31 protein-coding genes are annotated in these 25,418 nt (G+C 64.5%); 17 read left to right on the top strand and 14 right to left on the bottom strand.

Features of this window, described 5'->3' with window-relative positions; genetic code table 11:
• Positions 1 to 127: 127 nt before the first annotated feature.
• Both ATI53_RS00225 and ATI53_RS00230 read right to left on the bottom strand, forming a co-directional pair.
• A complete protein-coding gene (locus ATI53_RS00225; protein WP_009504428.1) occupies positions 128 to 781 on the bottom strand; it encodes a YjbF family lipoprotein in 654 nt (217 codons plus the stop codon).
• Positions 778 to 2,931 (bottom strand): YjbH domain-containing protein, encoded by a 2,154-nt coding sequence (locus ATI53_RS00230; protein WP_111549436.1) that lies wholly within the window; start codon positions 2,929 to 2,931, stop codon positions 778 to 780. Before ATI53_RS00230 ends, ATI53_RS00225 begins: the two co-directional genes overlap by 4 nt.
• Before the next feature lie 302 nt (positions 2,932 to 3,233).
• Here ATI53_RS00230 and rfbC point away from each other — a divergent pair, with 302 nt between their 5' ends.
• From rfbC to ATI53_RS00255, 5 genes are all read left to right on the top strand, one after another.
• Entirely contained in the window at positions 3,234 to 3,803 is a 570-nt protein-coding gene (gene rfbC, locus ATI53_RS00235) for a dTDP-4-dehydrorhamnose 3,5-epimerase (RefSeq protein ID WP_009504426.1), read from the top strand.
• Positions 3,800 to 4,840, top strand: coding sequence for a dTDP-glucose 4,6-dehydratase (gene rfbB / locus ATI53_RS00240; RefSeq protein WP_111549437.1), 1,041 nt, complete (start codon positions 3,800 to 3,802; stop codon positions 4,838 to 4,840). Before rfbC ends, rfbB begins: the two co-directional genes overlap by 4 nt.
• A complete protein-coding gene (gene rfbD, locus ATI53_RS00245) occupies positions 4,837 to 5,679 on the top strand; it encodes a dTDP-4-dehydrorhamnose reductase (protein WP_009504424.1) in 843 nt (280 codons plus the stop codon). The genes rfbB and rfbD overlap by 4 nt, the downstream gene beginning before the upstream one ends.
• Before the next feature lie 34 nt (positions 5,680 to 5,713).
• Positions 5,714 to 6,595 (top strand): glucose-1-phosphate thymidylyltransferase RfbA, encoded by an 882-nt coding sequence (rfbA, locus tag ATI53_RS00250; protein ID WP_009504423.1) that lies wholly within the window; start codon positions 5,714 to 5,716, stop codon positions 6,593 to 6,595.
• Positions 6,596 to 6,753: 158 nt separating this feature from the next.
• Positions 6,754 to 7,338 (top strand): LolA family protein, encoded by a 585-nt coding sequence (locus ATI53_RS00255; RefSeq protein WP_009504422.1) that lies wholly within the window; start codon positions 6,754 to 6,756, stop codon positions 7,336 to 7,338.
• A 39-nt stretch (positions 7,339 to 7,377) separates the two neighbouring features.
• Here the strand turns inward: ATI53_RS00255 and ATI53_RS00260 are convergent, their stop codons facing one another.
• On the bottom strand, positions 7,378 to 7,971 hold the full coding sequence (locus ATI53_RS00260; RefSeq protein WP_009504421.1) for a transglycosylase SLT domain-containing protein: 594 nt from the start codon (positions 7,969 to 7,971) through the stop codon (positions 7,378 to 7,380).
• Between the two features lie 268 nt (positions 7,972 to 8,239).
• On the opposite strand from ATI53_RS00260, the gene hspQ reads away from it, so the two are divergent.
• Positions 8,240 to 8,566, top strand: coding sequence for a heat shock protein HspQ (hspQ, locus tag ATI53_RS00265; protein ID WP_009504420.1), 327 nt, complete (start codon positions 8,240 to 8,242; stop codon positions 8,564 to 8,566).
• 63 nt (positions 8,567 to 8,629) lie between these two features.
• Here the strand turns inward: hspQ and ATI53_RS00270 are convergent, their stop codons facing one another.
• From ATI53_RS00270 to ATI53_RS00295, 6 genes are all read right to left on the bottom strand, one after another.
• Positions 8,630 to 9,673, bottom strand: a complete 1,044-nt coding sequence (locus tag ATI53_RS00270) for a threonine aldolase family protein (RefSeq protein ID WP_111549438.1) — start codon at positions 9,671 to 9,673, stop codon at positions 8,630 to 8,632.
• Positions 9,673 to 10,143, bottom strand: a complete 471-nt coding sequence (locus ATI53_RS00275; RefSeq protein ID WP_009504418.1) for a YcgN family cysteine cluster protein — start codon at positions 10,141 to 10,143, stop codon at positions 9,673 to 9,675. The genes ATI53_RS00270 and ATI53_RS00275 overlap by 1 nt, the downstream gene beginning before the upstream one ends.
• The gene (locus tag ATI53_RS00280) at positions 10,140 to 11,072 is read right to left on the bottom strand and encodes a bifunctional riboflavin kinase/FAD synthetase (RefSeq protein WP_009504417.1); all 933 of its coding nucleotides are present in this window, start codon (positions 11,070 to 11,072) and stop codon (positions 10,140 to 10,142) included. The genes ATI53_RS00275 and ATI53_RS00280 overlap by 4 nt, the downstream gene beginning before the upstream one ends.
• Positions 11,073 to 11,179: 107 nt before the next feature.
• Positions 11,180 to 11,833, bottom strand: coding sequence for a YggS family pyridoxal phosphate-dependent enzyme (locus ATI53_RS00285; protein WP_009504416.1), 654 nt, complete (start codon positions 11,831 to 11,833; stop codon positions 11,180 to 11,182).
• Positions 11,824 to 13,284 (bottom strand): tetratricopeptide repeat-containing sulfotransferase family protein, encoded by a 1,461-nt coding sequence (locus ATI53_RS00290; RefSeq protein ID WP_111549439.1) that lies wholly within the window; start codon positions 13,282 to 13,284, stop codon positions 11,824 to 11,826. The genes ATI53_RS00285 and ATI53_RS00290 overlap by 10 nt, the downstream gene beginning before the upstream one ends.
• 104 nt (positions 13,285 to 13,388) lie before the next feature.
• Positions 13,389 to 14,636, bottom strand: coding sequence for a porin (locus ATI53_RS00295; protein ID WP_111549440.1), 1,248 nt, complete (start codon positions 14,634 to 14,636; stop codon positions 13,389 to 13,391).
• Positions 14,637 to 14,925: 289 nt separating this feature from the next.
• On the opposite strand from ATI53_RS00295, the gene ATI53_RS00300 reads away from it, so the two are divergent.
• Entirely contained in the window at positions 14,926 to 15,444 is a 519-nt protein-coding gene (locus ATI53_RS00300; protein ID WP_034452372.1) for a DUF3576 domain-containing protein, read from the top strand.
• A gap of 23 nt (positions 15,445 to 15,467) precedes the next feature.
• Here ATI53_RS00300 and ATI53_RS00305 read toward each other — a convergent pair whose 3' ends face one another.
• Positions 15,468 to 15,779 carry a DUF1244 domain-containing protein gene (locus ATI53_RS00305; protein ID WP_111549441.1) on the bottom strand — a complete coding sequence of 104 codons (312 nt, stop codon included), beginning with the start codon at positions 15,777 to 15,779 and terminating at the stop codon, positions 15,468 to 15,470.
• 46 nt (positions 15,780 to 15,825) lie between these two features.
• A complete protein-coding gene (locus tag ATI53_RS00310) occupies positions 15,826 to 16,563 on the bottom strand; it encodes an N-formylglutamate amidohydrolase (protein ID WP_009504411.1) in 738 nt (245 codons plus the stop codon).
• Positions 16,564 to 16,711: 148 nt separating this feature from the next.
• Here ATI53_RS00310 and pyk point away from each other — a divergent pair, with 148 nt between their 5' ends.
• The 6 genes from pyk to ATI53_RS00340 all read left to right on the top strand — a co-directional run bounded on the left by pyk (position 16,712) and on the right by ATI53_RS00340 (position 20,780).
• Entirely contained in the window at positions 16,712 to 18,157 is a 1,446-nt protein-coding gene (gene pyk, locus ATI53_RS00315; RefSeq protein WP_009504410.1) for a pyruvate kinase, read from the top strand.
• A 171-nt stretch (positions 18,158 to 18,328) separates the two neighbouring features.
• The gene (locus ATI53_RS00320) at positions 18,329 to 18,553 is read left to right on the top strand and encodes a hypothetical protein (protein WP_009504409.1); all 225 of its coding nucleotides are present in this window, start codon (positions 18,329 to 18,331) and stop codon (positions 18,551 to 18,553) included.
• A 128-nt stretch (positions 18,554 to 18,681) separates the two neighbouring features.
• The gene (gene rpmI, locus ATI53_RS00325) at positions 18,682 to 18,882 is read left to right on the top strand and encodes a 50S ribosomal protein L35 (RefSeq protein ID WP_009504408.1); all 201 of its coding nucleotides are present in this window, start codon (positions 18,682 to 18,684) and stop codon (positions 18,880 to 18,882) included.
• Positions 18,883 to 18,900: 18 nt separating this feature from the next.
• On the top strand, positions 18,901 to 19,266 hold the full coding sequence (gene rplT / locus ATI53_RS00330) for a 50S ribosomal protein L20 (protein WP_009504407.1): 366 nt from the start codon (positions 18,901 to 18,903) through the stop codon (positions 19,264 to 19,266).
• Positions 19,267 to 19,452: 186 nt separating this feature from the next.
• On the top strand, positions 19,453 to 20,349 hold the full coding sequence (locus ATI53_RS00335) for a 50S ribosomal protein L11 methyltransferase (RefSeq protein ID WP_111549442.1): 897 nt from the start codon (positions 19,453 to 19,455) through the stop codon (positions 20,347 to 20,349).
• Between the two features lie 86 nt (positions 20,350 to 20,435).
• Positions 20,436 to 20,780 carry a hypothetical protein gene (locus ATI53_RS00340; protein ID WP_009504405.1) on the top strand — a complete coding sequence of 115 codons (345 nt, stop codon included), beginning with the start codon at positions 20,436 to 20,438 and terminating at the stop codon, positions 20,778 to 20,780.
• A 120-nt stretch (positions 20,781 to 20,900) separates the two neighbouring features.
• Here ATI53_RS00340 and ATI53_RS00345 read toward each other — a convergent pair whose 3' ends face one another.
• Positions 20,901 to 21,191 (bottom strand): DUF1127 domain-containing protein, encoded by a 291-nt coding sequence (locus ATI53_RS00345; RefSeq protein WP_009504404.1) that lies wholly within the window; start codon positions 21,189 to 21,191, stop codon positions 20,901 to 20,903.
• 331 nt (positions 21,192 to 21,522) lie between these two features.
• Here ATI53_RS00345 and ruvC point away from each other — a divergent pair, with 331 nt between their 5' ends.
• From ruvC to ruvB, 4 genes are read left to right on the top strand one after another with little or no spacing between them, the layout of a single operon-like run.
• The gene (gene ruvC, locus ATI53_RS00350; protein WP_034452385.1) at positions 21,523 to 22,014 is read left to right on the top strand and encodes a crossover junction endodeoxyribonuclease RuvC; all 492 of its coding nucleotides are present in this window, start codon (positions 21,523 to 21,525) and stop codon (positions 22,012 to 22,014) included.
• Between the two features lie 22 nt (positions 22,015 to 22,036).
• Complete coding sequence (gene ruvA / locus ATI53_RS00355) at positions 22,037 to 22,708, top strand: Holliday junction branch migration protein RuvA (RefSeq protein ID WP_009504402.1); 672 nt, start codon at positions 22,037 to 22,039, stop codon at positions 22,706 to 22,708.
• A gap of 4 nt (positions 22,709 to 22,712) precedes the next feature.
• On the top strand, positions 22,713 to 23,594 hold the full coding sequence (locus ATI53_RS00360) for a GIY-YIG nuclease family protein (protein ID WP_009504401.1): 882 nt from the start codon (positions 22,713 to 22,715) through the stop codon (positions 23,592 to 23,594).
• A 1-nt stretch (position 23,595) separates the two neighbouring features.
• Positions 23,596 to 24,621 (top strand): Holliday junction branch migration DNA helicase RuvB, encoded by a 1,026-nt coding sequence (gene ruvB / locus ATI53_RS00365; protein WP_009504400.1) that lies wholly within the window; start codon positions 23,596 to 23,598, stop codon positions 24,619 to 24,621.
• Here ruvB and ATI53_RS00370 read toward each other — a convergent pair.
• A complete protein-coding gene (locus ATI53_RS00370; RefSeq protein WP_111549443.1) occupies positions 24,618 to 24,899 on the bottom strand; it encodes a YrhK family protein in 282 nt (93 codons plus the stop codon). The two genes, ruvB and ATI53_RS00370, sit on opposite strands and share 4 nt — an antisense overlap.
• A complete protein-coding gene (locus ATI53_RS22870; protein ID WP_146609860.1) occupies positions 24,896 to 25,387 on the bottom strand; it encodes a hypothetical protein in 492 nt (163 codons plus the stop codon). Before ATI53_RS22870 ends, ATI53_RS00370 begins: the two co-directional genes overlap by 4 nt.
• Between the last annotated feature and the right edge of the window lie 31 nt (positions 25,388 to 25,418).

A 25,418-nucleotide genomic window follows, 5' to 3' on the forward strand; every position in this document is an offset into this window, starting at 1 on the left:
GGATCGGCAAATCTCAAATAGGAAATCGGGGCCAGAAGATCACCCGCGTCCGCGAATGTGCGAACTTTGCCATCGCGACCGCCGGTTGTTGCGCGCAAATGGATCGGTTGGATCGGTTCGGGGCGCGTCATCGCGCAAGTTGTTCGCGTTCGACCCAGCCGACAGCGGGGCCGATCCATTCGACCGAACGCACGATCCGCCCCGCGCCGTCCAGCCAGTAGCGATTCTCGAAGCGGTCATTCAGGCCGGTACAGGTTTCGGTGACGCGCGTGACCGCCAGCGTGCGGAAATAGGCGGTGGTCTGGTCGGGCGTGCGCGCGTAGTCGCAGACAAAGGCCATGGCGACGATGTGATTTTCACCGTCGAGATAGCGGTGCACCCGTTCGGCGCGGCGCGCTTGCCCGGAAACCGCGACCTGCACATCCGCCAGATCGGCGCTCATCAGATCGCCGCCCATGCCGCGGGTCGCCTGCAACAGCCCGCCAAGGGTCACGATGCTTTCGCCCGTGGGCGAGCGCCAGGACACATAGCCCCGGTTCTGCGTTTCCGGCGCAAACAGGATCTGCGCGCCGGCGCGTTGCGCAAAGCTTGCGATCTGAAGCGGCGTTCCCGTCTGTGCCACCATGTCGGGAGTCAGCCGATCGCGCAGCGCCAGCTGCGGCCCCGCGCGCTTGGCCGCAAGCATCCCGCGCAGCATGTCGACGGCGCGGCTTGTTTCGCTATCGCTGCTACAGGCGGTCAGGGCCAGCGTCGCGGCCAGCAAGAATGCCGGAAATTTCATCGCCAGAACCGCCCCCAGTCGGATTGCAGGCCGGGCTGCTGGAAGTTGCGCACCTGGGTGTACAGCCGCCCGTTCACGTCCAGCCGCGCGCCGCCGTCGCGCTGCACGGGTCGGATGGTGCGCGCGATGGTGGTGTCGGTGCGCTGGCCGACAAGCGCCGACAGCGGAATTTCGAACCGGATGCCCTTGTCGAACGAGCCTTCGCCGAATTCGTCGAAGCTGACATCGGTGAAGGTGGCGAAGGCGCCGATCTTGATGCCGTTGTCGAATTCGCGGTCGATGCCAAGGGTCGCGCCCCAGTCGCCGGCCAGATAGCGCCCGGCGTCTGCCTGATACAGAAAGCCATCGTCGCCTTCCCAGTAGGCCGAGGCATGTCCGGTCAGGATGTCGTAATCCTGAAACCCGAGGTCCTGGGCAAAGTCGCGCTGTCTGGCGTAGTTGACTTCGACGCCAAGCCCGAGGCGGCTGTCCACCGGCTTCCACAGCATCTCGCCCGAAACGCCGCCGAACATGGGTTCGAACCAGCCCGCGCTGACACGGGCGAACAGGTCGTCGCCGGGGCGAAAGTACTTCGCCGCCGTCAGGTCGCGCAGCGTCACCGAATCCTGATCGGCGTAGCGCGCGTTGTCAGAGCGCACATGCGGCAGATCGGAATTCGAGTCTGGCAGGTCTCCGGCGCTGCCCGACAGTTTCTGGCGCAGCGCCCCCTGGAACACGACACCGGGGCGCGGTTCGTAGCGCGCGCTCAGCTCGGCGCCGAAACTCAGTCGGATCGGGCTGTCGGGGTCGAAATAGCTGGCTTCAAGGTAGGGTCCGGCGCGCCAGTCGAACTGCGGGAACCGTGCCACGGCGGCCGGGGGCAGGTCGCGGGCATCCTCGATGCGGGCGCGGGCAAAGCTTTGCCAGGCGCCGTCGGGGGCGTGTTCAAGCTCTTCAAGGTCGGACCGGTTTATCACCACGGTGCTGACCGGCAGGCCGTTGTGGCCGACCAGCGTGATTTCATATCGCTCGATCGAGGGCGGCAGGTTGTTGGTCATCATCCGCGCGACGCGCCCCACCGCCTGCGCAGGCCCGCTCTGGCGGCCCATCCGGAACGCAATGCGGGCGGTGTGCGGCGCCACGTCGAAGCCTTCAAGCACAAGGTCATCGGCTTCAAGAAAGCGCTGCATGTTGTCTTGCAGGATCGCGCCCGCGTCCGCCTGCCGCGCCCAGCCCAGATCGTTGGCGGCGCCCGGCGCGCGCGGCGTCACGGGAAATGGCGCGCGGTCGAACCCGCCCGGATAGGCGTTCGGGGTCCTGGGGTTGAAGGTATATGTCAGCCCGGCGGCGATGGTGGACCCGTAAAGCCAGGCACCATTCAACTGCATCCGGTCGCCGACGCGCCAGGACAGGCCGAAATTGAACGGCGAGCGATGCTCGAAAGACGTGTTTTCTTCTTCGGCGGCGTAATCGTCGGACGAATATTCCACCGACAGCACCATGCGATCGCTGTATGCGTATTGCACACCGGCAAACAGCGCCGCATCGCCGCGGAACCATTGCTTGGCGTCCAGCCGGCCGGTGCCCTGCACCCCTCCCGGCCCATCGGGGCGGGTTTCGAACCTGTCGCCAAGCACGCCCAGCGGATTGGCAAAGCCCCCCAGGCTGGCAAAACGCCCCCAGCCCAGTCCGGTGGTGGCGCGCAGGCGACCGATTGTCTTGGTTGCGACAAGATATTCGCCGGCATAGATCCCGGTGCCGCCGAAATCCTGAAGCCCAAGCGTGACGGCGGGCGCTGTCGGGCCTTCCTCGGCCAGCAGGAACCGCAGATCGAAGCTGCGATCATAATATTCGTCGATACCCGCGTAGCTGTCGAGATTGGCATAGCGAAACACGCCAGAAATGCGCGGGGTGATCTGGAAATGTCCGGTCAGGCGGCGTGAGCCGTTCAGCATGCTGAGCGACAGGTCGATATCGGCATCGCGCGACGGGTGCGCCGACGGCATATCGACGATGCCCGGCACGCCCATGAAATTCAGCGTCGGGCGGTTCCACGCCCACTGGCTTTCCTGGGGCAGGGCCGCCTGTGCCGACAGCGCGCAGAAAGACGATGCCAGCGCAAGTTTCCGCGCGGCGCGTTTGCCTCGCGCTGTCCGTGTTGCAACCGGCATTTCTGCCCTCCACCGCGTCTTTAGTGTCGGGCAAGCGGCTGGGCCTCCCGTCATCTTGTTATTTGCGAGCAGTGTCGCGCGGGCGGGCGGGCGCTGCAAACCTCTGTGGTCGAAAGCGTGTCGTTGCGTCAGCGATCGTGTCGTTCTGCACACAGAGCGAAATGCGATGCCGGCCCTTTGCTGCACGACACGGCTGTGCCGCGGTCTTTGGGGGGCTTTTGCGGCGCGGGTGTGCGGCTTCGTTGACACGGCGAAGCGGCTTATGCGACCTGTGCGATGTCGTAGTTGCGAAAGGCCGTTCCATGCTAGACATCCAGCCGACCGGTGTGCCCGGCGTTCTTGTCCTGACGCCGCGCCGGTTTGGGGATGCGCGCGGTTTCTTCTGCGAAAGCTGGAATGCCGGACGGTTGGCGGACCACGGGCTGCATTACGATTTCGTGCAGGACAATCATTCGATGTCGGCGCAGGTGGGCACGGTGCGCGGCCTGCATTTCCAGTCTCCTCCGCATGCGCAGGCCAAGCTGGTGCGCTGCGGGCGGGGGCGCCTGTTCGATGTGGCGGTGGACATCCGCAAGGGCTCGCCCACCTACGGGCAATGGGTTGGCGAAGAGCTGTCGTTCGACAACGGCAGGCAACTTCTGATTCCGGCGGGCTTTCTGCACGGCTTTGCCACGCGCGAGCCCGATACCGAGATCTGCTACAAATGTACCGACTATTACGCGCCGGACTGCGACGGCGCGGTGCGCTTCGATGACCCGTCCATCGGCATCGCCTGGGGCCTGGCGGGCGACGCGGTGCTGTCGGACAAGGATGCCGCAGCCCCCCTGCTGGCGGATTTCGACAGCCCCTTCGTGTGGGAGGGCACGGCATGAAGCTGCTTGTCACCGGGGGCGCCGGGTTCATCGGCTCGGCGGTGGTGCGCCGCGCGGTGGCGCAGGGTCATCAGGTGGTGAACCTCGATGCGCTGACCTATGCCGCCTGCCTGGACAACGTGGCCAGCGTCGCCGACAACCCGCTATATGTCTTTGAACAGGCCGACATCCGCGACCGCGCCGCGCTGGATCGCATCCTTGCGAAGCATCAGCCCGACGCGGTGATGCATCTGGCCGCCGAATCCCATGTGGACCGCAGCATCGACGGGCCGGGCACCTTCATCGACACCAACGTCATGGGCACCTTTCACCTGCTGGAAGCCGCGCGGGCCTATTGGGTGGCGCGGGGCAAGCCCGACCGCTTTCGCTTTCACCACATTTCGACCGACGAAGTGTTCGGCTCGCTCGGGGCCACGGGACAGTTCACCGAGGACACGCCTTACGATCCGCGCTCGCCCTATTCCGCGTCCAAGGCGGGGTCCGACCATCTGGTGCGTGCCTGGCATGAAACCTACGGCCTGCCGGTGGTGCTGACCAATTGCTCCAACAATTACGGCCCCTACCATTTCCCAGAAAAGCTGATCCCGGTCATCGTCCTGAATGCGCTGGCGGGCAAGGCGCTGCCGATTTACGGCGATGGGTCCAATGTGCGCGACTGGCTGTACGTCGAAGACCACGCCGAGGCGCTGCTGCTGGTGGTCGCCAGGGGCGCACCGGGCCGCAGCTACAATATCGGGGGCGAGAATGAGCGCAGCAACCTTGATCTGGTGCGTACGCTTTGCGCGATCCTTGACCGCAAGCGCCCCAGGGACGGGTCATATGCCGACCAGATCACCTTTGTGACCGACCGCCCCGGACATGACGCGCGCTATGCCATCGACCCCGTGCGCATCCGCGAGGAACTGGGCTGGCGCCCCTCCGTCACCGTCGAACAGGGGCTGGAGCTGACCGTCGACTGGTACCTTGCGAACGAACCCTGGTGGCGCGCCCTGCAGGAACGCCACGGCGTCGGTCAGCGGCTGGGGGTCCGCGCATGATCCTGGTGTTCGGCAAGACCGGGCAGGTCGCGCGGGAACTGGCGCGCCGCGCCCCCGAGGCGCGGTTTCTGGGCCGGGGCGCCGCGGATTTTACCGACCCCGCCGCCTGCGCGGCCTGCATCGGCGATGACGTCACGGCGGTGATCAACGCGGTCGCCTACACAGCGGTCGACCAGGCCGAAGACCAAGAAGCCCTCGCCACGGTGATAAACGCCGACACCCCCGGCGCCATCGCGCAGGTATGCGCGGACCGGGGCATTCCCCTGGTGCATATTTCGACCGATTATGTCTTCGACGGAGCAGGCAATGCGCCCTTTGCTCCCGATGCGCCCACCGCGCCGCTGGGCGCCTATGGGCGCAGCAAGCTCGCCGGAGAGGCCGCCGTGCGCGGTGCAGGTGGCCCCCATGCCATCTTGCGCACATCCTGGGTGGTGTCGGCGCATGGCAAGAACTTCGTCAAGACGATGCTGGCGCTTGGCCAAAGCCGCGACCGGCTGACGGTTGTCGCCGATCAGATCGGCGGTCCGACCCCGGCGGGCGACATCGCAGCCGCCTGCCTCGCCATCGCCGCCGTGCTGCAAGACGCGCCCGAAAAGACCGGAACCTACCATTTCTCGGGTGCACCCGATGTCAGCTGGGCCGATTTCGCGCGGCAGATCATGGCCCAGGCCGAACTGGCCTGCGACATCATCGACATTCCCGGCAGCGACTATCCGACACCGGCGCAACGCCCCGGAAATTCGCGCATGGACTGCACCACGACCGTATCCGTCTTTGGCATCCCCCGCCCCGACTGGCGCAGGGGTCTTGCTGCCATCCTTTCCGACCTGCCGGACTGACCCGGCGCGCATTCGAGCAAAAGGCATTTTCAGCATGACGACACGCAAAGGCATCATTCTCGCCGGCGGTTCTGGCACCCGGCTGTATCCGATCACCATCGGGGTGTCGAAACAGCTGCTGCCGATCTATGACAAGCCGATGATCTACTATCCGCTGTCGGTGCTGATGCTGGCCGGGATCCGCGAGATCCTTGTCATCACCACGCCGCAGGATCAGGACCAGTTCATCCGCACCCTTGGCGACGGCAGCCAGTGGGGCGTGTCGCTGACCTATGTGGTGCAGCCCAGCCCCGACGGTCTGGCGCAGGCGTTCATTCTGGCACGGGATTTCCTGAACGGCGCGCCCTCGGCCCTGGTGCTGGGCGACAACATCTTTTACGGCCATGGCCTGCCCGAACTGATGGCGCAGGCGGATGCCCGCCCCGACGGAGGCACCGTGTTCGGCTATCGCGTCGCGGACCCCGAACGCTATGGCGTGGTTGCTTTCGACGCCGGTGGCCAGGCCACTGCCATCATCGAAAAGCCGGACGTGCCGCCGTCGCATTACGCGGTGACGGGGCTGTATTTCCTGGATGGCTCGGCACCGGACCGGGCCGCACAGGTGGCGCCGTCGGCGCGCGGAGAGCTGGAAATCACCACCTTGCTGGAAATGTACCTGCACGAGGGCAAGCTGGACGTGAAACGCATGGGGCGCGGCTATGCTTGGCTGGACACCGGCACGCACGGCTCGTTGCTGGATGCGGGAAACTTCGTGCGCACGCTGGAAGAACGCCAGGGTCTTCAGACCGGGTGCCCCGAGGAAATCGCCTATGACAAAGGCTGGATCAGCAAGGAAGACCTGGCCGCCCGTGCCGAGATGTTCCGCAAGAACGACTACGGGCGTTACCTCGCCGCATTGCTCGGGCGCCCGGTCTGAGGCGCGGGTTCCGGGGCGCCAACTCACGCCGAGCCTGCGCGCCAGGGCTTGGCCGGGCGCGGTTACACCCTATCTGGATCTGCAAGGCCGGCGGATATCGCATAACCGCAAGGCGGGTGCGATACCCGTGGCAATGATTCGAGCAGGAAGGACCCCGTATGCTCCGTACCCTTGCAGCCGCCCTGACCGCGGTCGCGCTGACCGCCGTTCCGGCAGCGGCCGAAAAACTGTCGCTCGGGCAGATTTCGCAATATCTCAACACCGTGCAATCGGCCAAAAGCCCGTTCACGCAGATCAACGGCGATGGCACGATCTCGACCGGGACGGTGTATATCAAGCGCCCCGGCAAGATGCGCTTTGAATACAATCCGCCCGAACAGGCGCTGGTGCTGGCCTGGTCCGGCGCGGTCTATATCTTTGACAAAAAGGTCGGCGGCCAGCCGGAAACCTACCCGCTCAGCCAGACGCCGCTGTCGATTATCCTCGCGCGCAACGTGAATCTGGGGCAGGCGGGCATGGTCACGGGCCACAGCTATGACGGCACCGCAACCACGGTGACGGCGCAGGATCCGGCGCATCCCGAATACGGCTCGATCCAGATGAAATTCACCGACAGCCCCGTGGAACTGCGCCAGTGGGTCGTGCGCGACGGCAACGGCAGCACCACGACCGTGGTCCTGGGCGGGCTGTCGGACACCAAGCTGTCGAACCGCACCTTCGACGTGAACCGCGTCAGCAACTGATCGCGGCGGCGGCGCCCGTCGGGGGCGCCGCGCAGTCGTTCAGCGTGCGGCGCGGCAGGTGGCCAGCTGCACCTGATAGACCAGCGATCGCTCGCCGACATCGTCGGCCACCCGAACCAGCCAGGCCTTGTTGTTGTAGGTGCCCCGGCGAAAGCCGGTGCGCCCTTCGTGATAGGCAAGGTACTGGTTGCGGGCATCGTGCATGTTCAGCCCGAGCGACCGCCGCGAGCCGCTCATGTACCAGCCCATGAAATCCACCGCATCGGCGATGTTGTCACGCCGCGCGCGCCGGTTGCCGGTTTCTTCCAGGTATTCGTCCCAGGTGCCGTCCAGCGCCTGGCTGTACCCGAAGGCCGAGCTTTGGCGGCCATAGGGAATCACTCCCAGCGCATAGCGGAACGGGGTCCGCGCGTCCGAGATGAATTTGCTTTCCTGATAAATCGTCGCCATCTGCACGTGCATCGGCACGCCCCACTTGCGCTCGGCCGCGCGAAAGGCGCGGGCATAATGGGGACGTTCGTCCAGGATTGCACATGCGTTTTCCAGATCGCGTGGTGCTGTCCCGCTGCCACCGCCACCCCCGCAGGATGCCGCCAGCAACACGAGCACCAGCGCGCGAAGCCATCTGCTCATCTGCCTCTCGCTTCTTGTGTTTTGCGCCGTGTTCGGCTTGTCGTTTTCGGTCTCTTGCCTGTGCAGAGGATACAGCATTGCGTCAGGCGATGGAATCACAATTGCACCAGCGACGAGGGCGCGGCAAAAGCCAGCCGTGGCGCGCGATTTGGACTGTGCGCTGCACACCACTGTGCGGCCTCGACGCACAGAGTGTTTCCGCTAAATTACGTCACAAAGTTGGACAATCTGCCACAATGATGACAACACTTGGGCCATGAGTTCACAGATGCACACACACCGCGCGAAATATCACCTGGGCCAGGTCGTTCGCCACCGTAAGCACCCGTTTCGCGGGGTGGTTTTCGATGTGGACCCGGAATTCAGCAACACCGACGACTGGTATGAGGCGATTCCCGAAGAATCGCGCCCGGTCAAGAATCAGCCGTTTTACCACCTCCTGGCTGAAAACGATCAGAGCTTTTATGTGGCCTATGTGTCCGAACAGAACCTGATTGCCGATTATTCGGGCGAACCGGTGGATCATCCGGATATTCCCGACCTTTTCGGCAATTTCACCGATGGCAGCTACGAGCTGCACTTCGCTCTCAACTGAACTCTCTGTCCGTAACATGCTCACGTCACGGAGAAACGCCCCCGCAAGGGGGCGTTTCGCGTTTCAGACTGCCTTGTCGAGATGATCCAGAAACGCCGAAACCTGTGCCGGTTCCAGCGACCAGTCGCACACAAGGCGGCCCATGATCTGTTGTTGCGGGTCGCCGTCCAGCGCGCCCCAGATGTTATAGGCCACCCCGGCGTCGTGCAGCGCCCGATGCACGCTGCGCGCCGCGTCAAAGAACACCATGTTGGCGTGGGTGTCGTTCAGCACGGAAACCCCAAGGCCCTTCATCCCCTGGATGATCTGATCGCAGCGGGCATTGGCCTGATGGGCGAGGTCTTTCCACAGATCCCGCGTGAGATAGGCATCCATCTGCGCCGCCAGATAGCGGTGCTTGGAAAACAGTATCGCGCCGCGCTTTCGGCGGTATTCGAATTCCTCGGCGCGGGCGGGATCAAAGATCAGCACCGCCTCGACGCCCATCAATCCGTTCTTGGTGCCGCCAAAGACGCAGATGTCGACACCCGCCTTCCAGCTCATCTGTGCCGGGGACACGCCCAGCTTGACGGCGGCATTGGCAAACCGGGCGCCGTCCAGATGCACGGGCAGGCCGTATTCCTGAGCGACCGCGGTCAGCGCGTGCAGCTCGTTCATGGAATAGACGTTGCCGCGTTCGGTGACCTGGGTGATCGACACCGGGCCGCGTTTCGGGCCGTGCACGCCGCGGTTCTGTTCGCCCTCGATGGCGGCGCGCAGCGCGTCGGGCGTCATGCGGTCGCTGCCGGGGACCAGCGTCAGCTTGGCCCCCCCGGTAAAGAATTCCGGCGCGTTGCACTCATCCTCGTGGATATGCGCGACCGGAGAGGCGAACACCGTGCCATAGGGCGGGCACAGCAGCGCCAGCGCCAGCACGTTCGCCGCCGTGCCGGTGGGCACGAGGTAGACGGCGGCCTGCGGCGCCTCGAACAGATCGCGCAGGCGGTCGGCGACCGACAGGCTCAGCGCATCGGCACCATAGCCGCTGACATGGCCCGCATTGGCACGCGACAGCGCGTCGATCACCTGCGGCGGCACGGGGCCGGAATTGTCAGAGGCAAAGAACATCAGGTCGGCTCCTCTATGATGTGGTCTTCCCAGTCGTCGTCATCGACTTCGAACTCGGACACGGTACGGCCCTGCATCGACACGCCCGCGCGGTGAACCGATTCCGGATCTCCGGTGATCAGAGGGTGCCATTTGTACAGCGGCTTGCCCTGCCACAGCAGTTTGTAGGCGCAGGTTTCGGGCATCCAGTAAAGGTTGTCTTCCATGTTCCTGGGGCCCAGAACGATGCATTCGGGCACGAACTGGTGACGGATCGGGTATTGCGAACAGCGGCAGGTTTCGCCGTCAAGCAGGCGGCAGGCGACGCGGGTCAGCGCGACATCGCCGGTGTCCTCGTCTTCCAGCTTGTTCAGGCAGCACTTGCCACAGCCGTCGCACAGCGCCTCCCATTCTGCGTCCGACATCCGGGACAGCGGCTTGCGTTCCCAGAACCGGGGCGCAAGGCCGGTACGGGCGATGGGGTCGCTCACAGCGCGGCCAGAATGCCGCGCGCGCGGACGCAGTCGCGGTCCATCTGCGCGATCAGGGCATCCAGCCCGTCGAATTTCTGTTCGGGGCGCAGATACTCGACCAGCCCCACGGACAACGTCGCACCGTAAAGATCGCCGGAAAAATCGAACAGATAGGTTTCCAGGTTCGGCAGGTTGTTCCCGAACATCGGGCGCACCCCCATAGAGGCCGCTCCGTGATACTGCCCCTTGTGCTCGCCCGTCAGCACATCGACAACCACCGCGTAGACGCCCAGCTTGGGCTGGTGCAGCCCTTCGATCGACATGTTGGCGGTCGGGTAGCCAAGCTGGCGACCGCGCTGCTCTCCGCCGATCACCACGCCTTCGATGCGGTGCCAGTGCCCCAACTGGGCGGCGGCCTCGCGCGGACGCCCATCGCTAAGCGCCTGGCGGATCGCGGTGGAACTGACACGGGCCTGCCCCTGCGCCAGAAGCTCGGCGATGGTGACGCCAAAGCCCAGTTCCGCGCCAAATGCCGCGAGATCGCCGGCCGTGCCCTTGCGGTCCTTGCCGAAACGGAAATCGGCGCCCACCACCACATGACGCAGGCCAAGCCCGTCGGAAATGACCTGCCGGGCAAAGTCACCCGGGGTCAGCGACGCCAGCGCGGCGTTGAAATTCAGCTCGTACAGGCGATCGACGCCCAGCTTTTCCAGCCGGCTGGCCCGTGCCTTGTCCGACATCAGCCGAAAGGGCGGCATGTCGGGGGCGAAATACTCGCGTGGGTGGGGTTCGAATGTCAGCACGCCCAGCGGGGCGCCGTCCGCCGCCCCGCGGGCCAGTTCGATGACGGCCTGATGGCCGATGTGAACGCCGTCGAAATTGCCCAGGGCGGCGCTTGCCCCCCGGTCCTGATCTTCGACGAACTGATAATCCCGTACGATGCGCATGGCCCAAGCCCTAGCCCCGCGCGCGCGCGGGTGCAAGACAGTGCGGGGCGGTTTGATCCTCTCTGGTACCGACAGGGCCCGTCAGCCCCCTGGGCCTGCTTCGCGGGTCAGCCGTAGTCACGCGCCCCAAAGATCGCCGAGCCGATCCGCACATGGGTCGCCCCCAGCGCGATGGCCTGCTCGAAATCCGCGCTCATGCCCATGGACAGCCCCGCCAGCCCGTTGCGTTCCGCGATCTTTCGCAACAGCGCAAAATGCAGCGACGGGGTTTCATCGACGGGAGGGATGCACATCACCCCACGCACCGGCAGGTCCAGCGCCCGCGCATCGGCGATAAAGGCATCGGCATCGGCGGGCAGCACCCCCGCTTTCTGATCCTCTTCGCCAGTGTTCACCTGGATGAACAGATCGGGGCAGGCGCCCAAGTCTTGTGCAAGCCGCGCCAGCGTTTGCGCCAGCTTCGGGCGGTCGACCGAATGGATGGCCGAGAACAGATCCATCGCCGCACGGGCCTTGTTGGTCTGTAGCGGACCCAGAAGATGCACGTCGACTCCGTCAAACCGTTGCTTGAAATCGGGCCATTTGCCCTGGGCCTCCTGCACCTTGTTTTCGCCAAACAGCCGGTGGCCCTGTTGCAGCACCGCCTCGACCGCTTCGTTCGGCTGCACCTTGCTGACAGCGATCAGCTGCACCTCGTCGGGGGCGCGGCCCGCGTCGGCGCAGGCTTTTTCGATGCGGTTGCGGATGTCGGTCAATCCCATGGCGCGTCTCCCCAGGCCCGGATAAAGGGCATCAGTTCCTTTTCGTAGATTTTCCAGCCACGGGCACGGCCCGCGTGGATCGGTTCGCGCGCCTGCGCCACGCTAAGCGTTTTGACGGCGCTTTTGCTGTCCTGGGGGGCAAGGCAGGCGTCTTGCCAGCCCAGCCCGGCGGCGGCAATCAGCGCGCGCGCGTGCGGTTCGGGATCTGTCACCAGATCCTCGTAACGGATTTCATGGACGAGGCCGGGCAGGGTGGCCTGCCAATGCGCCACGATGCGGCGAAAGCGTTTGATGGTATGGGCAATGTCGGCAAGATCGTTGCCATAGCGGTGGGTGCCGGTGACGAAGTGGTTGCGCCAGATCGACAGGGCGATGTCGCGCGGGTCGCGCTGGACCACGACAAAGCGCGCATCGGGCATCGCGTGATGCAGCAGACCGATGATAAGGTAGGACAGGATCGACTTGTCTGTGATGACGGGGGCGTCGCCGGGCACGTCGCGCCGCGCGATCCGGCGATAGCGCGCGGCAAACGCCTGCATCCTTGCGGAATCGGTGATCGGCGCCATGTTTTCGCCCACGCCGAAAAGCTGGTAGGACAGGCGCAGCGCATGGCCAAGCTCGCCCCCGGCGCCAACGTCGGAATGGGCCGACAGGATGCGTTCCACCAGCGTGGTGCCGGACCGCGGCATCCCGGTGACAAACACCGGGTGCGGCGTATCGCTGCCGCCGGGCAGGCGCGGCAGGTCCGCCTGCGCGGCAAGCACCGCGTCGAATTCACGATCCTGCGCGGCGCTGTCAAAGGGGGCGGCCTTGCGCTGCGCCGCATTGGCGCGGGTCCAGCAGGCAAAGGCGCGCTCGGGGGCGCCGGTTTCGTCCAGCGCCTTGCCAAGGGCATAGCCCAGATGGGCGCGCGGCTCGTCGCCCAGCGTCTTGCGTGCCCAAAGCTGTTCCATCGCCCGCAACATCGGATCGCCGGGCGCCAGCTTTCGCGTGGCAAGAAAGATGCGGTAAAGCTGCGCCTCGTGCGGGTGCTGGCGCAGCAGCTTGCGAAAGATCGTCCCGGCCTCGTCGAACCGTCCAAGCAGTTGCAGCGTGTGGGCCTTGTCGGCGCGCGCCTTCAGCGCCTGACCCGGCAGAGCGGCCAGCGTGTCATAGACGGGCAGCGCCTCTTCGGCGGCGCCGAGATTGCGGAACCGTTCGGCGGCGTGGATCAGCAGTTTGGCATTGTCGGGGGCGCGAGCGACGACGCGGCGCAGATGCGTCAGGCAGGCGTCGCGGTCGCCTTCTTCGTATGCGATGCGCGACAGTTGAAACGGCGTGTCGGCGCTTTTGGTATCGACCATGTCAAGCTGCTGCAGCGCGGTCTTTGCCCGGTCGATCTGCCCTCTGGCCATCGCGCTGGTGGCCTCTTGTCTCAGGCGGGCGACGCGTTGCGGTGAAAGCGGCAGCATTGGCACAGGTTCCTGTCAAGGACGATGGGTCGCTGCCGTGGGTCGCACAAAAGAAAAGAGCGGGCAATGCCCGCTCTTCCCTCGTATCCGGATCTCGTGAGAGATCAGAAGGACATCGCCAGACCCAGCGAGTAGGTGTTGACGTCGTCGCCGATGATGTAGTCCGAGTGGCCGTAGCCGAACTTGGCTGCGAGACCGCCACCAAGGTCGTATGCGGCTGCAAGGCCTGCACCGGACTGTTCTTCGCCGTCGTACTCGAACATGCCCCAGTTGACGCCGACTGCCAGCGCGCCGACTTCGTAGCCAAAGCCAACACCCCAGTGGGTGACGTCCTCGTCGACATCGTCGAGGTCGGTCAGCGAGTAGTCGAAGCCAGCCGAGAAGCCGTTCGCCACAGCGCCGGTCACGGCAAGGCCGGTGACCGATGCAATATCGCTAAGGGTCTGATAGCCAAGCGCGACAGTCAGATCAACGGTCGAGACTGCACCGCTCCAGGCGCCGCCAACACCCCAGACGGTGTCGCCGATGTCATCGACGTCATTGCCGTCTGCGACCTGTTCGGCCGACAGCGAAAAGCTGAAAGCGTCGTAGGCATAGTCGAAGCGAGCGACTTGACCGTCGCCGAACCCGTCGAGGCCGTAGCCCGCGATGCCAATGGCGAGGACGGCTTCGATCTCGTCCGCCGATGCGCCTGCGAAGGTGTCCATATAGTCGGCCAGATCGTCAAAGCCGATGTCCTGAGCAGCAGCGTTTGCCTCTTCCAGCGCGGCTGCGTCGAGAGCGCGAATGTTCTCCAGGTTCAGCAGGTCATTGACGCTCGGCGATGCAAGGGCCGCGAACGCTGCTTCGGTGGCTGCCAGGTTACCTGCCGCAATTGCGCGGGCGCTTTGTGCAGTAAAAAAATCGTCAAGCGCGAGGATGCTGAAGTTGCCATCGGAGCCGTCAGCGTGCTGAAAACCCGCGTGGATGGTTTCGTCGTCGGCCAGCGAGCCGCCAGCGAGGGCCATCTCGGGAAGGATCCGGTCGAACGCGCCGTCGGTGTCACCCATGGTGAAGGTCATGCCACCCCAGGAGATGAACATGTTCTCACCGCCCTGGGTGTTGGGGCTTTCGAAACGGCCGGGTTCCCCGCGGTCGGCGGCCTCGTCGAGGTCGATCGTTGCACCGAAGGTCAGACCGTTGTCTGCTTCGCCGGTCATGGTGAAGGTGACGTCGAGATCGGTGAAGAACTGCGTGTCGGCCTCGTTGCCGCCAAAGACACCCATTTCAGCCAGACCGGTCAGAGCAACTTCGGCCGATGCGACGCCTGCGGTCGCGACCAGTGCGGTGGTCGCAAACAGAATCTTTTTCATTGTTTCCCTCATGTGTTCGTAAGGCACGTACCAATCCGGGTAGCCCGGCCTTGATGTGCCTCTCTATGCGCCCCGCGGCCCGGGGTTGGCAACTGATGGCTGGGGCGCGTTGGCAACAAGCTATTCAGTGATGCGATTCTGCCACAACGGTTTTCCGCGGACGGCACGGCGCGCCGGCAGGGGCGTTGCGCGGTCTCTCAGGGGCGGGGCCATTGACTGCTTGTCGGGCGCGCGGGTGCCCGGTATGCAGGGGCGGACAGGATGACCGGACGGGCAGGAGCTTGGGCGAATGACTTTTAGGCGTGACATGGCGAGAATTTCGCTTCTGGGCAGCGTGTTGGCGATGGCGGGCTGCGGCTGGTTCGATCGGCGCGAGGACGATACGGCCTTTGTGCCGCCAGGCAATGCCGAGGCCGCGCAGCGCAATATCGAGCAGGAAATCTATGGTCGTGACGGCAAGCCCACCTCGACCATCTGGGATATCTTCAGCGAACGCGAGGACGCGGGCCGGGTCGGTGCGGTGAACCGCTACATCTGGGACGCGTCGCTGGACGTGCTGGATTTCCTGCCGGTGGAATCGGTCGATCCCTTCACCGGGGTTATCGCCACGGGCTTCGGTACGCCGCCGGGCGGGGGGCAATCGTACCGCGCGACGATCTATGTGTCAGACCCGGCGCTGGATGCGCGCTCTCTGAATGTCGCGCTGATGACGCGGGCGGGGCCGGTTGCGGGCAGCACCACGCGCGCGGTCGAGGATGCCATCCTGACCCGCGCGCGTCAGCTGCGCGCGCAGGACGGCGACCTGTAATCCGCGGCGGGCGGTGGCGCCCGCTATTTGTCTTTCAGGACGTTTTCCCTGAAGGCGGCGTCGAACGCGGCCTTTTTCGCGTCGTCCGCCGGGACGTGTTGCGCGGTCCAGGCGTCGTAGGGCATGCCGTAATAGATTTCGCGGGCCTCGGCCTTGCCGATGTCGATGCCGCGCTCGGCGGCAGCCTCCTGATACCAGCGCGACAGGCAGTTGCGGCAGAACCCCGCAAGAGTCATCAGGTCGATATTCTGAACGTCGGGGCGGTCCTGCATCAGGTGCTGGCGCAGCCTGCGAAAGGCGGCGGCTTCGATTTCGATCCGGGTCTGTTCGTCCATGGTGTCCTCCGTCGGGTTTCGGGTTGGGGCCGGGGGGGGGGCAGGATCAGGGGGCGACCTGCGCCAGCGCCGCCTCAAGCAGCGGCGCCAGCCTTTGCCCCCAGATGTTCTGCGCCTGCGTGTCGGCGATCAGGTCGTGACGCAGTTCGATCAGCGTGTTGTTGCGCCCGTACCGCAAGGCGTGGCGGTGGATGGCATCGCCAGGCAGGTGTCCGGGGTAGGGCTGGTTGCGGCCCACGGTCAGGTCGGGCACCCGTTCCAGCAAGGCGATCAGTGGGTCGGACAGGCGCGCATCCCAGGCGTGCAGGATGCCCACATGCCACGGACGCAACGGGCGGCCGCGCAGCTGCGGCGTAAAGGAATGCACGGCGACGATCGCGACATCCTTGCGCCGCGCCGCCATCCGTTCGATCGCGCCATGGTAGGGGTGCCAGAACCTGTCGAGCCGGCGCGCCCGTTCCGCGTCATCCGCGTGGCGGTTGCCCGGAATGATCGACCCGTCATACAGGCGCATCAACAGGGTGGGGTCGTCTTCGCCCCGGTTCGGGTCGATCACCAGCCGCGAAAAATTCGACGCCACGAGGGGTGCCCCCAGAGCGGCGGCCAGCGCCCGCGCCGTCCCCAGAGCGCCCAAATCATAGGCAATGTGGCGCGCCATATCCGCTTGTGGCAGACCAAGGCTTCCCCCCAGGTCCGGCGGCACGGTATTCGTGGCGTGATCGCATGTGACCAGGAATCCGCTGTCCCGGTTTTCACCTTCAATCGTATATGGGGCGTAGGTCATGGCATCCGTTGTGTTCCTGTCAGCGTCAATTAGAGCAGTTGCACGGCAAAGGGAATTGCGCGATACCCGAAACGCGCGTTAGCGATAACTTGTTCAAGGTTAAACCAATTCTAGAGGCCCGGATCCGACCGGGCGGAGGAGACGGAAAATGAGACGTTTTCGCAAAGTCAAGATCGTGGCCACGCTGGGCCCGGCCAGCAACACCTACGAAATGATCCGTACGCTGCACGAGGCCGGTGCCGACGTCTTTCGTCTTAACATGAGCCACGGCACTCACGAGGACATTTCCAAGATGCACCGCCTGATCCGCCAGGTGGAAAAGGATCTCGACAGTCCGATCGCCATTCTGGCCGACCTTCAGGGGCCGAAACTGCGGGTCGGTGAATTTGCCGGCGGCGCAGAAGAACTGGAGTGGGGCGAAACCTTCCGGCTTGATCTCGATCCCGAGCCGGGCAGCAAACAACGTGTCTGCCTGCCGCACCCCGAGATTTTCGAAGCCCTGGGCGTCGGTGCCCACCTTCTGGTGAACGACGGCAAGATCCGCCTGCGGGTCGAGGAATGCGGCAAGGATTTCGCCAATTGCGTCGTCGAGGCGGGGGGCACGATTTCCAATCGCAAGGGCGTGAACGTGCCCGACGTGGTGCTGCCGCTGGCGGCGCTGTCCGAAAAGGACCGCAAGGACCTGGAATTCGCCGCAGCCCTTGGCATCGACTGGCTGGCGCTCAGCTTCGTGCAGCGCCCCGAAGACGTGGCCGAGGCCCGCAAGCTCGCCGATGGTCGTGCCGCGATCCTGTCCAAGATCGAAAAACCGTCCGCTGTGAAAAGCTTTGCCGAGATCCTCGCGGTGTCCGACGGCGTGATGGTCGCGCGCGGCGATCTGGGGGTCGAACTGCCGGTGCATTCGGTGCCGCCGATCCAGAAGCGCCTGATCCGCATGTGCCGCAAGGCGGGAAAGCCGGTGATCGTTGCGACCCAGATGCTGGAATCGATGATCGAAAGCCCGATGCCGACGCGGGCCGAGGTTTCCGACGTCGCGACCGCCATCTACGAGGGCGCCGACGCGGTGATGCTGTCGGCGGAATCCGCCGCCGGGCAATACCCGGTCGAGGCTGTGACGACGATGAACAACACCGCCATCGCCGTCGAAAAGGACCCGACCTATACCGAGGTCATCGAGGCCAGCCGCAACGTCGACAAGAAAAGCATCGCCGACGGTATTGTCGCCGCCGCCCGCGAAATCGCCGAATCGGGCGACATCAAGGTGATCTGCTGCTTCACCTCGTCGGGCACCACGGTGGCCAAGGTGGCGCGCGAACGCCCGCGCGTGCCGATCATCGCGATGACCTCGCTGCGCGGCACCGCGCGCCGGCTGTCGCTGACCTGGGGTGTGAACTGCGTGATGACGGGCGAACTGGAACGCTTCAAGCAGGCAGTGGTCAACGCCGCCCGCGCGGCACGGGCGCAGGGCTATGCGGGCACCGATGATTCCATCGTGGTGACCGCCGGTGTGCCGTTCAACATGCCGGGCACCACCAACATCCTGCGGGTTGCGCCGTGCAATGAGCGGCTGATCTACACCACCGATCCCGAATAGAATCGCGCGGCGGCGTTTGGCATGAATGCGTCCGGCGGGACAGTGGCGGGCGCATTTGCGGTCTGCTGGCAGGGTCGGGCGCGCGTCGTGGGCCGGGCCGGGGGCCGGGGCGCTTTCGCCGCGATGCGCCCTCGTGCTAGCCTCGTGCCATCGTTGCAGGATGGGTAGAGCATGCAGCCGGACCAGTATCTCGTTCTCGGGCTTTGTCTTGTGGCGCTCTCGATCCCCGCGGTGATTGCGGCCTGGGCCGACCGGCGGGCACCGCGCGCCGGTGCCGTACTGGCCGTGGCCGGACTGGCGGCAGTGCTGCACGGCAACGCGCAGCAGCCGGGCGGCTACCGGCTGGCGGATATTCCCGATGCGATCTACGGCGTCATCGGCGCGGTGATCCGCTAGGCCAAAGTGCCGGATTCTTGCTTGCATCGCGGCGCCACGCGCTCTATAGCGGCGCCTCCTGCCCGTGCGGCCGGCCATCAGTGGCATGCCGAGTCGCGCGTTCACCGCAATACGTCAAGGAGACGGAAATGCCCAAGATGAAGACCAAGTCGAGCGCCAAGAAGCGCTTCAAGGTGACCGCGACCGGTAAGGTCGTCGCAGGTCAGGCCGGCAAACGCCACGGCATGATCAAGCGCACCACGAAGTTCATTCGCGACGCCCGCGGCACCACCACCCTGTCGGCCCCCGACGCCAAGATCGTCAAGGGCTACATGCCCTACGACCGCTGATTCTAGGAGAGCTGACACATGGCACGAGTCAAAGGTGGTACCGTCACCCACGCCCGTCACAAGAAGGTCATCGACCAGGCAAAAGGCTATTATGGCCGCCGGAAGAACACCTTCAAGGTCGCGGCACAGGCCGTCGACAAGGCAAACCAGTACAAGACCCGCGACCGCAAGAACCGCAAGCGCAACTTCCGCGCTCTGTGGATCCAGCGGATCAACGCGGCTGTTCGCGCGCATGACGAGGCGCTGACATATTCCAGGTTCATCAACGGTCTGTCCAAGGCCGGGATCGAAGTCGACCGCAAGGTTCTGGCCGATCTCGCCGTGCACGAACCCGAAGCCTTCGGTGCGATCGTCGATCAGGCCAAAGGTGCGCTGGCCGCCTGAGCCGCGCTGTATGGGCGACATCATGACACCGCGTCCGGTTTCCGGGCGCGGTTTTTTCATGTCGGGGCCGCAAGCTGTGACCGGCGGCGCTGACTTGTCGTCGGGGGGCGGCCCAACCCGCCGCCGCAGCCCTTTTCAAGGGGGGGCAAACGCGTTATCGGACCTCGACCCACCCGGAGATCCAAGATGCCCAGAACCTGGACCGCTGTCGCCACGCTTGCCGACAAGGACGCCGCCGAGGCGCTTGCGCAAGCCATGGAAGAGCTTGACCCCGAACCCACGGGTGTGGGCACCTTTGAAACGCAGGACGATTCCGGGATATGGGAAATCGGCGCCTATTTCACCGAACCCCCCGACGATGTCGAACTTGCGCTGCTCGCCGCGGCCTTCGGGGCCGGGCCGTTTGCGGTCTCCAGGGTTCCCGATCAGGATTGGGTGGACAAGGTCCGGCGCGAACTGACCCCCGTCGAGGCGGGGCGCTTTTTTGTCTACGGAAGCCACGACGCGGACAAGATCCCGGAGGGGGCCGAGCCGCTGCTGATCGAGGCCGCAATGGCCTTTGGCACGGGGCATCACGGCACCACGCTGGGCTGCCTGCGCGCTCTTGACCGGTTGGCGGCCGAAGGTGTCGTCGCACGGAACGTCGCTGACGTCGGCTGCGGCACGGCCGTGCTGGGCATGGCGGCGGCGCGGATCTGGCCTGGCGCGGTGATCGTGTCCGACATTGACGATGTCGCCGTCGAGGTCGCCGAGACCAATCTGCGGGCCAATGGGCTGGCCGACAAGGTGCGCGCCGTCGTCGCCGCCGGTTTCGCCAACCCCGAGATTGCCGCCCGTGCACCCTTTGATCTGGTGTTTGCCAACATCCTCATGCAGCCGCTGATCGAGCTGGCTCCGGACATGGCGGCGAATCTGCAACCGGGTGGGTACGCGATTCTCTCCGGCCTGCTGACCCGGCAGGCGGATGAGGTCGCCGAGGTTTATGCAAGCAATGGCATCAATCTGACCAACCGCGAGGTGATTGGCGACTGGGCGACGTTAACGCTTTGTAAAACGTCTGACGAACTGACCCAACTACGGTGAACCCAAGGCACTTGCCCCATTCCTGCCGCAATTCATGCGCATATCTGGTCTTGACGGTGGGGGCCGGATGTATTGACGAGGGCGCCATGGACAAGGTGGTCGAAGAGTTTGAAAAACGCCATCGCGCGGTGACCGCAAAGCATCGCAAACTGGCCGACGGCTATGTCACGGCGTTAAACCGAAACGGGACGATCGAGCATAAACCGATCCGGCGGGTTCCCGTGTTCAGGCTTCGGACCGTTTTGATGGCCCTCGGCGTTTTCTTGCTGTTCAAAGGCTTCATTCTCGCCAATCTCGGGGTCGAAGACTATGAAAGCCGCCTCGGTCACCTTGCGACCGGCTCTGCCTTCGAACAAGCAGGCGCGTGGATCATGGCAACCGATCCTGCAAGCCTATGGCTTTCCGAAAAGTTCCAGGCCTTCATAAGCTGAGACGCTGCATCTTTCGGGCCTGTTCCGCAGCTTCGGCGTGCCGGGACACCCGCGCATGGAAAAGGCCGCGCTTTCCGGTGTCCGGACTGCGCGGCCTGTTCGTTGCGTCGGGCGCGTGGCTTACCAGCGGCCGCGGGCGACCATTTCAATATCGCCGCGCGTCAGACCGATGTCGTCGAGCTCGCGGTCGGTCAGTGCGCTTAGGCTCTTGCGGGTCTGCCGCGCTTCGTGCCAGTCGATGATCGCGTCCGCGACAGTCGCGACGAAGCGGCTTGTTTTCGCGGCGATCTCGACCGAAACCGAGGCGCCTTGGGCGGGGGCGGCGCCGTAGCCGGTGACGAAGACGGAACCGATGCGCCCGGCCAGGCCGGCGGCGCCGCCATCGGTGCGGAAAGAGTCGTATGCCGACATGGGTCAGTGTCCTTGTGAATGAGTTCTCAAACTGCCTGATTTCTATGCGGACGTAGTGGCAGAAATGGGTACAGGCAATACGAGAGATTGCATGGGTTCCATGCAGTTTCGGAATGGCTCGAAAATTGGGTTAATACCCCGCAAAAGCGCTGATTTTTCCAGCGACAATGAGTCGCCTTCAGGCGGAAACCTGTCGCAAATGCGCCGCGCTGCTTGGAGAAACGGCGGACCGGGTTGCAATCGCATTGCCTGGGCATTGGCGCGTGTTCGCCTTTCGTGCTATCTCGCGGGTTAAGGAAGCCTTAGAACAACAATGAGCAGGCGGGCCGACATGCGGGTATTGGGCATCGATCCGGGGCTAAGACGCCTTGGCTGGGGAATCATCGACATGCAGGGCAGCCGGTTGCGCCATGTGGCGAACGGTGTCTGCGAATCCGATTCTGCCGATGATCTGGCCACGCGTCTGCTGTCCCTGCACCGCCAGCTCAGCGCGGTGTTCGAACGCTACGCGCCGCAGCTTGCGGCGATCGAACAGACCTTCGTCAACAAGGATGCGGTGGGGACGCTGAAACTGGGCCAGGCGCGCGGCGTTGCGCTGCTGGTGCCCGCGCAGTTCGGGCTGCCGGTGGGGGAGTACGCGCCCAACAAGGTCAAAAAGACCGTGGTGGGGGTGGGCCATGCCGACAAGGGACAGATCGATCACATGGTCAGGATGCAGCTGCCGCGCGTCGAGATTGCCGGCCCGGATGCGGCCGACGCTCTGGCCATCGCCATCTGCCACGCGCATCATGTGGGCGCACAGACCATGAAGATCCGGGCCTGAGCCCGCCAAGGAAAGTACGGACATGATCGGACGCATCGCCGGACGCATCGAATACAAGGGCGACGATCATGTGCTGATCGACGTGCGCGGCGTGGGCTATATGGTCTATTGTTCGGACCGCGTGCTGGCCACCTTGCCCGGCCCCGGCGAGGTGGCCGCGCTGTATACCGACCTGCTGGTGCGCGAGGATCTGTTGCAGCTGTTCGGCTTTCCCACGCTGGTGGAAAAGGAATGGCACCGGTTGCTGACCTCGGTGCAGGGCATCGGGGCCAAGGCGTCTCTGGCCATTCTGGGCACGCTTGGCCCCGATGGCGTCAGCCGCGCCATCGCGCTGGGTGACGTCAACGCGATCAAGACGGCCAAGGGCATCGGCCCCAAGACGGCGCAGCGCGTGGTGATCGAACTCAAGGACAAGGCCCCGGCGGTCATGGCGATGGGCAGCGGCACGGTGACCACGCCCGATGCTGACGTGATCGAAGACGCCCCCGTCGCGCGCCCCCGCGCACCGACCGCGCCAGCCCCGGCCCCCGCCTCGGCCTCGGCGCAGGCCGAGGCGCTGTCGGCGCTGTCCAACCTTGGTTACGCCCCCGCCGAAGCGGCGGGGGCCGTGGCTCAGGCCGCGCAGGACACTCCCGACGCCGAAACCTCGGCCCTGATCCGCACCGCGCTGCGCCTGCTGGCACCAAAGGCCTGAGCGGATGCTGTTTCAGGACTTGTTGCGTCTGCACCGGCTGCCACAAACCGAGGTCGCGCTTTGCCTGCACAAACCCTCGGACCCGATTGCGCGACGAAGCCTGTCGATGCTGGCCGACGAACGCCCGGATCTGTTCGACATCTACCAATCGACACATGCCCCCGCGCCCGAGACCACCCTGCGCAATCGCGCCTGTCTCGCGTCGTTCCTTGCGGTCCCGGGGGGCGATGTGGTCTTTCTCGGCCTGTTTCAGCGCGAGATCGGCCCGGTGCTGTCTATAAACGACTGGCTGGACGATCCAGGCCGCCGCGAAATGCTGGACCGGGTGGATGGCCATATCGCCCGACCGGAAGAACGCGCAGCGCGGCTCGGCGGGCGTACCCTGTTTCACCTGCGCCGGCACGATGCGTTTGCCGATCTTGAAAAGCGTCTTGTCTGTCAGGATCCTGGCGGGCGAACTTACATGCGGCTTGCCGAAACCACCCCGCTGCAAGTTCTCGAAATCAGGCGCCATGGGCAGGTTGCGCCCCCGATGCCAGACTGGACGGAACTGACCCTGACACGCCGCGAAATCCAATCGCTTCCGCGCGACTGGGCGATCACGCTTCGCAACTGGCGCGGCATATATCTGATCGTCGACGAGAAAGACGGGCAACGCTACGTCGGGTCCGCCTATGGGGTCGACAATCTTCTTGGCCGCTGGCAACAGCACACGGCGGGCGATCGGGGAGTGACACGCGAACTGGCGCACCGAGATCCCGCCACATTCCGGTTCGCGATTCTGGAACTGGTGTCGCCCACGGCCTTGCCCGAAGAGGTGCTGGCGCGTGAGAACAGCTGGAAACTGCGCCTTGATACCCGCCGCAACGGTCTGAACGGAAACTGAGATGACAGGCCCCGATCCCACCCTGCGCCCCGACCCGCTGCCCGAGGACGAGGGCCGTGCCCTGCGCCCGCAGATGCTTGGCGATTTCGTCGGTCAGGCCGAATTGCGCGCCAACCTGCGCGTCTTCATCCAGTCCGCCCGCCAGCGTGCCGAGGCGATGGACCACACGCTGTTTCACGGCCCCCCCGGCCTTGGCAAGACGACGCTGGCGCAGATCATGGCGCGCGAGCTGGGGGTCGGGTTCCGCATGACCTCGGGGCCGGTGCTGGCCAAGGCGGGCGATCTGGCGGCGATCCTGACCAATCTTGAACGCAACGACGTGCTGTTCATCGACGAGATCCACCGGCTGAACCCCGCCGTCGAAGAGGTGCTGTACCCCGCGATGGAAGATTACGAGCTGGACCTCGTGATCGGCGAAGGCCCGGCCGCGCGCACCGTGCGCATCGAATTGCAGCCCTTTACGCTGGTCGGGGCGACGACGCGGCTGGGCCTGCTGACAACGCCGCTGCGCGACCGTTTCGGCATTCCGACGCGGTTGCAATTTTATACCGTGGACGAGCTGAACCTGATCGTCACCCGCAACGCCGAAAAGCTGGGGGTGCGGGCGGATGCGGATGGCGCGCGCGAGATCGCCAAGCGATCACGCGGCACGCCCCGGATCGCGGGGCGGTTGCTGCGCCGGGTGGTCGATTTCGCGGTGGTCGAAGGTGACGGTGTTGTCACGCGAGAACTGGCCGATGGTGCGCTGACGCGACTGGGGGTCGACAGCATCGGGCTGGACGGGGCCGACAGGCGCTATCTGACCCTGATCGCGGAACATTACCACGGAGGCCCGGTCGGCATCGAAACCCTGTCCGCCGCGCTATCGGAAAGCCGCGACGCGCTGGAGGAAGTGATTGAGCCGTTCCTGCTGCAACAGGGCCTGATCCAGCGCACCCCGCGCGGGCGCATGCTGACGCAGGGGGCCTGGACGCATCTGGGCATGGCCGCGCCCAAACCGCCCGGCCAGTCGTCACTGTTCGATTAATCCTTGTAGCGGTTGGCGAGGCTGTCGATCTTGCCCATGCGGTACAGCTTGATTTCGCGCGCCAGTTTCAGCGTGGGTTTGGCCATGAAGCACAGCGATCCGATGGTAAAGAACCAGATCGCCTGCGTCTCGTATTGCTTCCAGAAGAACAGGACCGATCCGATGGTGAAACAGACCGCCGCCGCGAAGTCGACCAGCGTATGGGCGATTTCAAACATCGCATAAACGCGGCGTGTGTCATGGTTGCGGTCACGGTTTTCGTGGCGGAAGAGTTTCATTTAGAGTTTTCCGAGCGTCTCAGACCCAATAGCAAAACTGCTGCGAGTAATGCTATCAATAGAGTCACCCCCATGGTGAATACTCGATCCACTTCCACCCTTATCGCGCGCACAGTTTCCTCGAAATCACTCTCGACAGAGTTCAGCTTCTCTCTGAGCAGGAGCACCTCAATCAACTCCCGAGGCTGCAAATCTAAATTCTCCTCAAGGGCGTCGATCCGAGCTGAGTCATACTTTTGACCTTCGGCCAGCGCGCCTACTGATAGACTTTCAGCATCGGAGTTAACCAAGGCAATCATTGCTTCCTCCAGAGATTGAACACGCTCCGCCAAATGCTGAGCCTCTTGGATTGCGTCCTCAAAATCGTGGCTCAGCTGCCTATTAGTCAGCGGAACACCTGAGGTCGCATTGAGATATACTGTGCTTGCTATGCTTGCAATTGCTAGGGCTGTCACAGCCAAAATAAGAATATTGATAAATGTTCGCATACTGGAGAAACCGCGCACTAAGGGCCAGATC

The sequence above is a fragment of the Salipiger aestuarii genome (assembly GCF_003259905.1).
Lineage (GTDB): Bacteria > Pseudomonadota > Alphaproteobacteria > Rhodobacterales > Rhodobacteraceae > Salipiger > Salipiger aestuarii.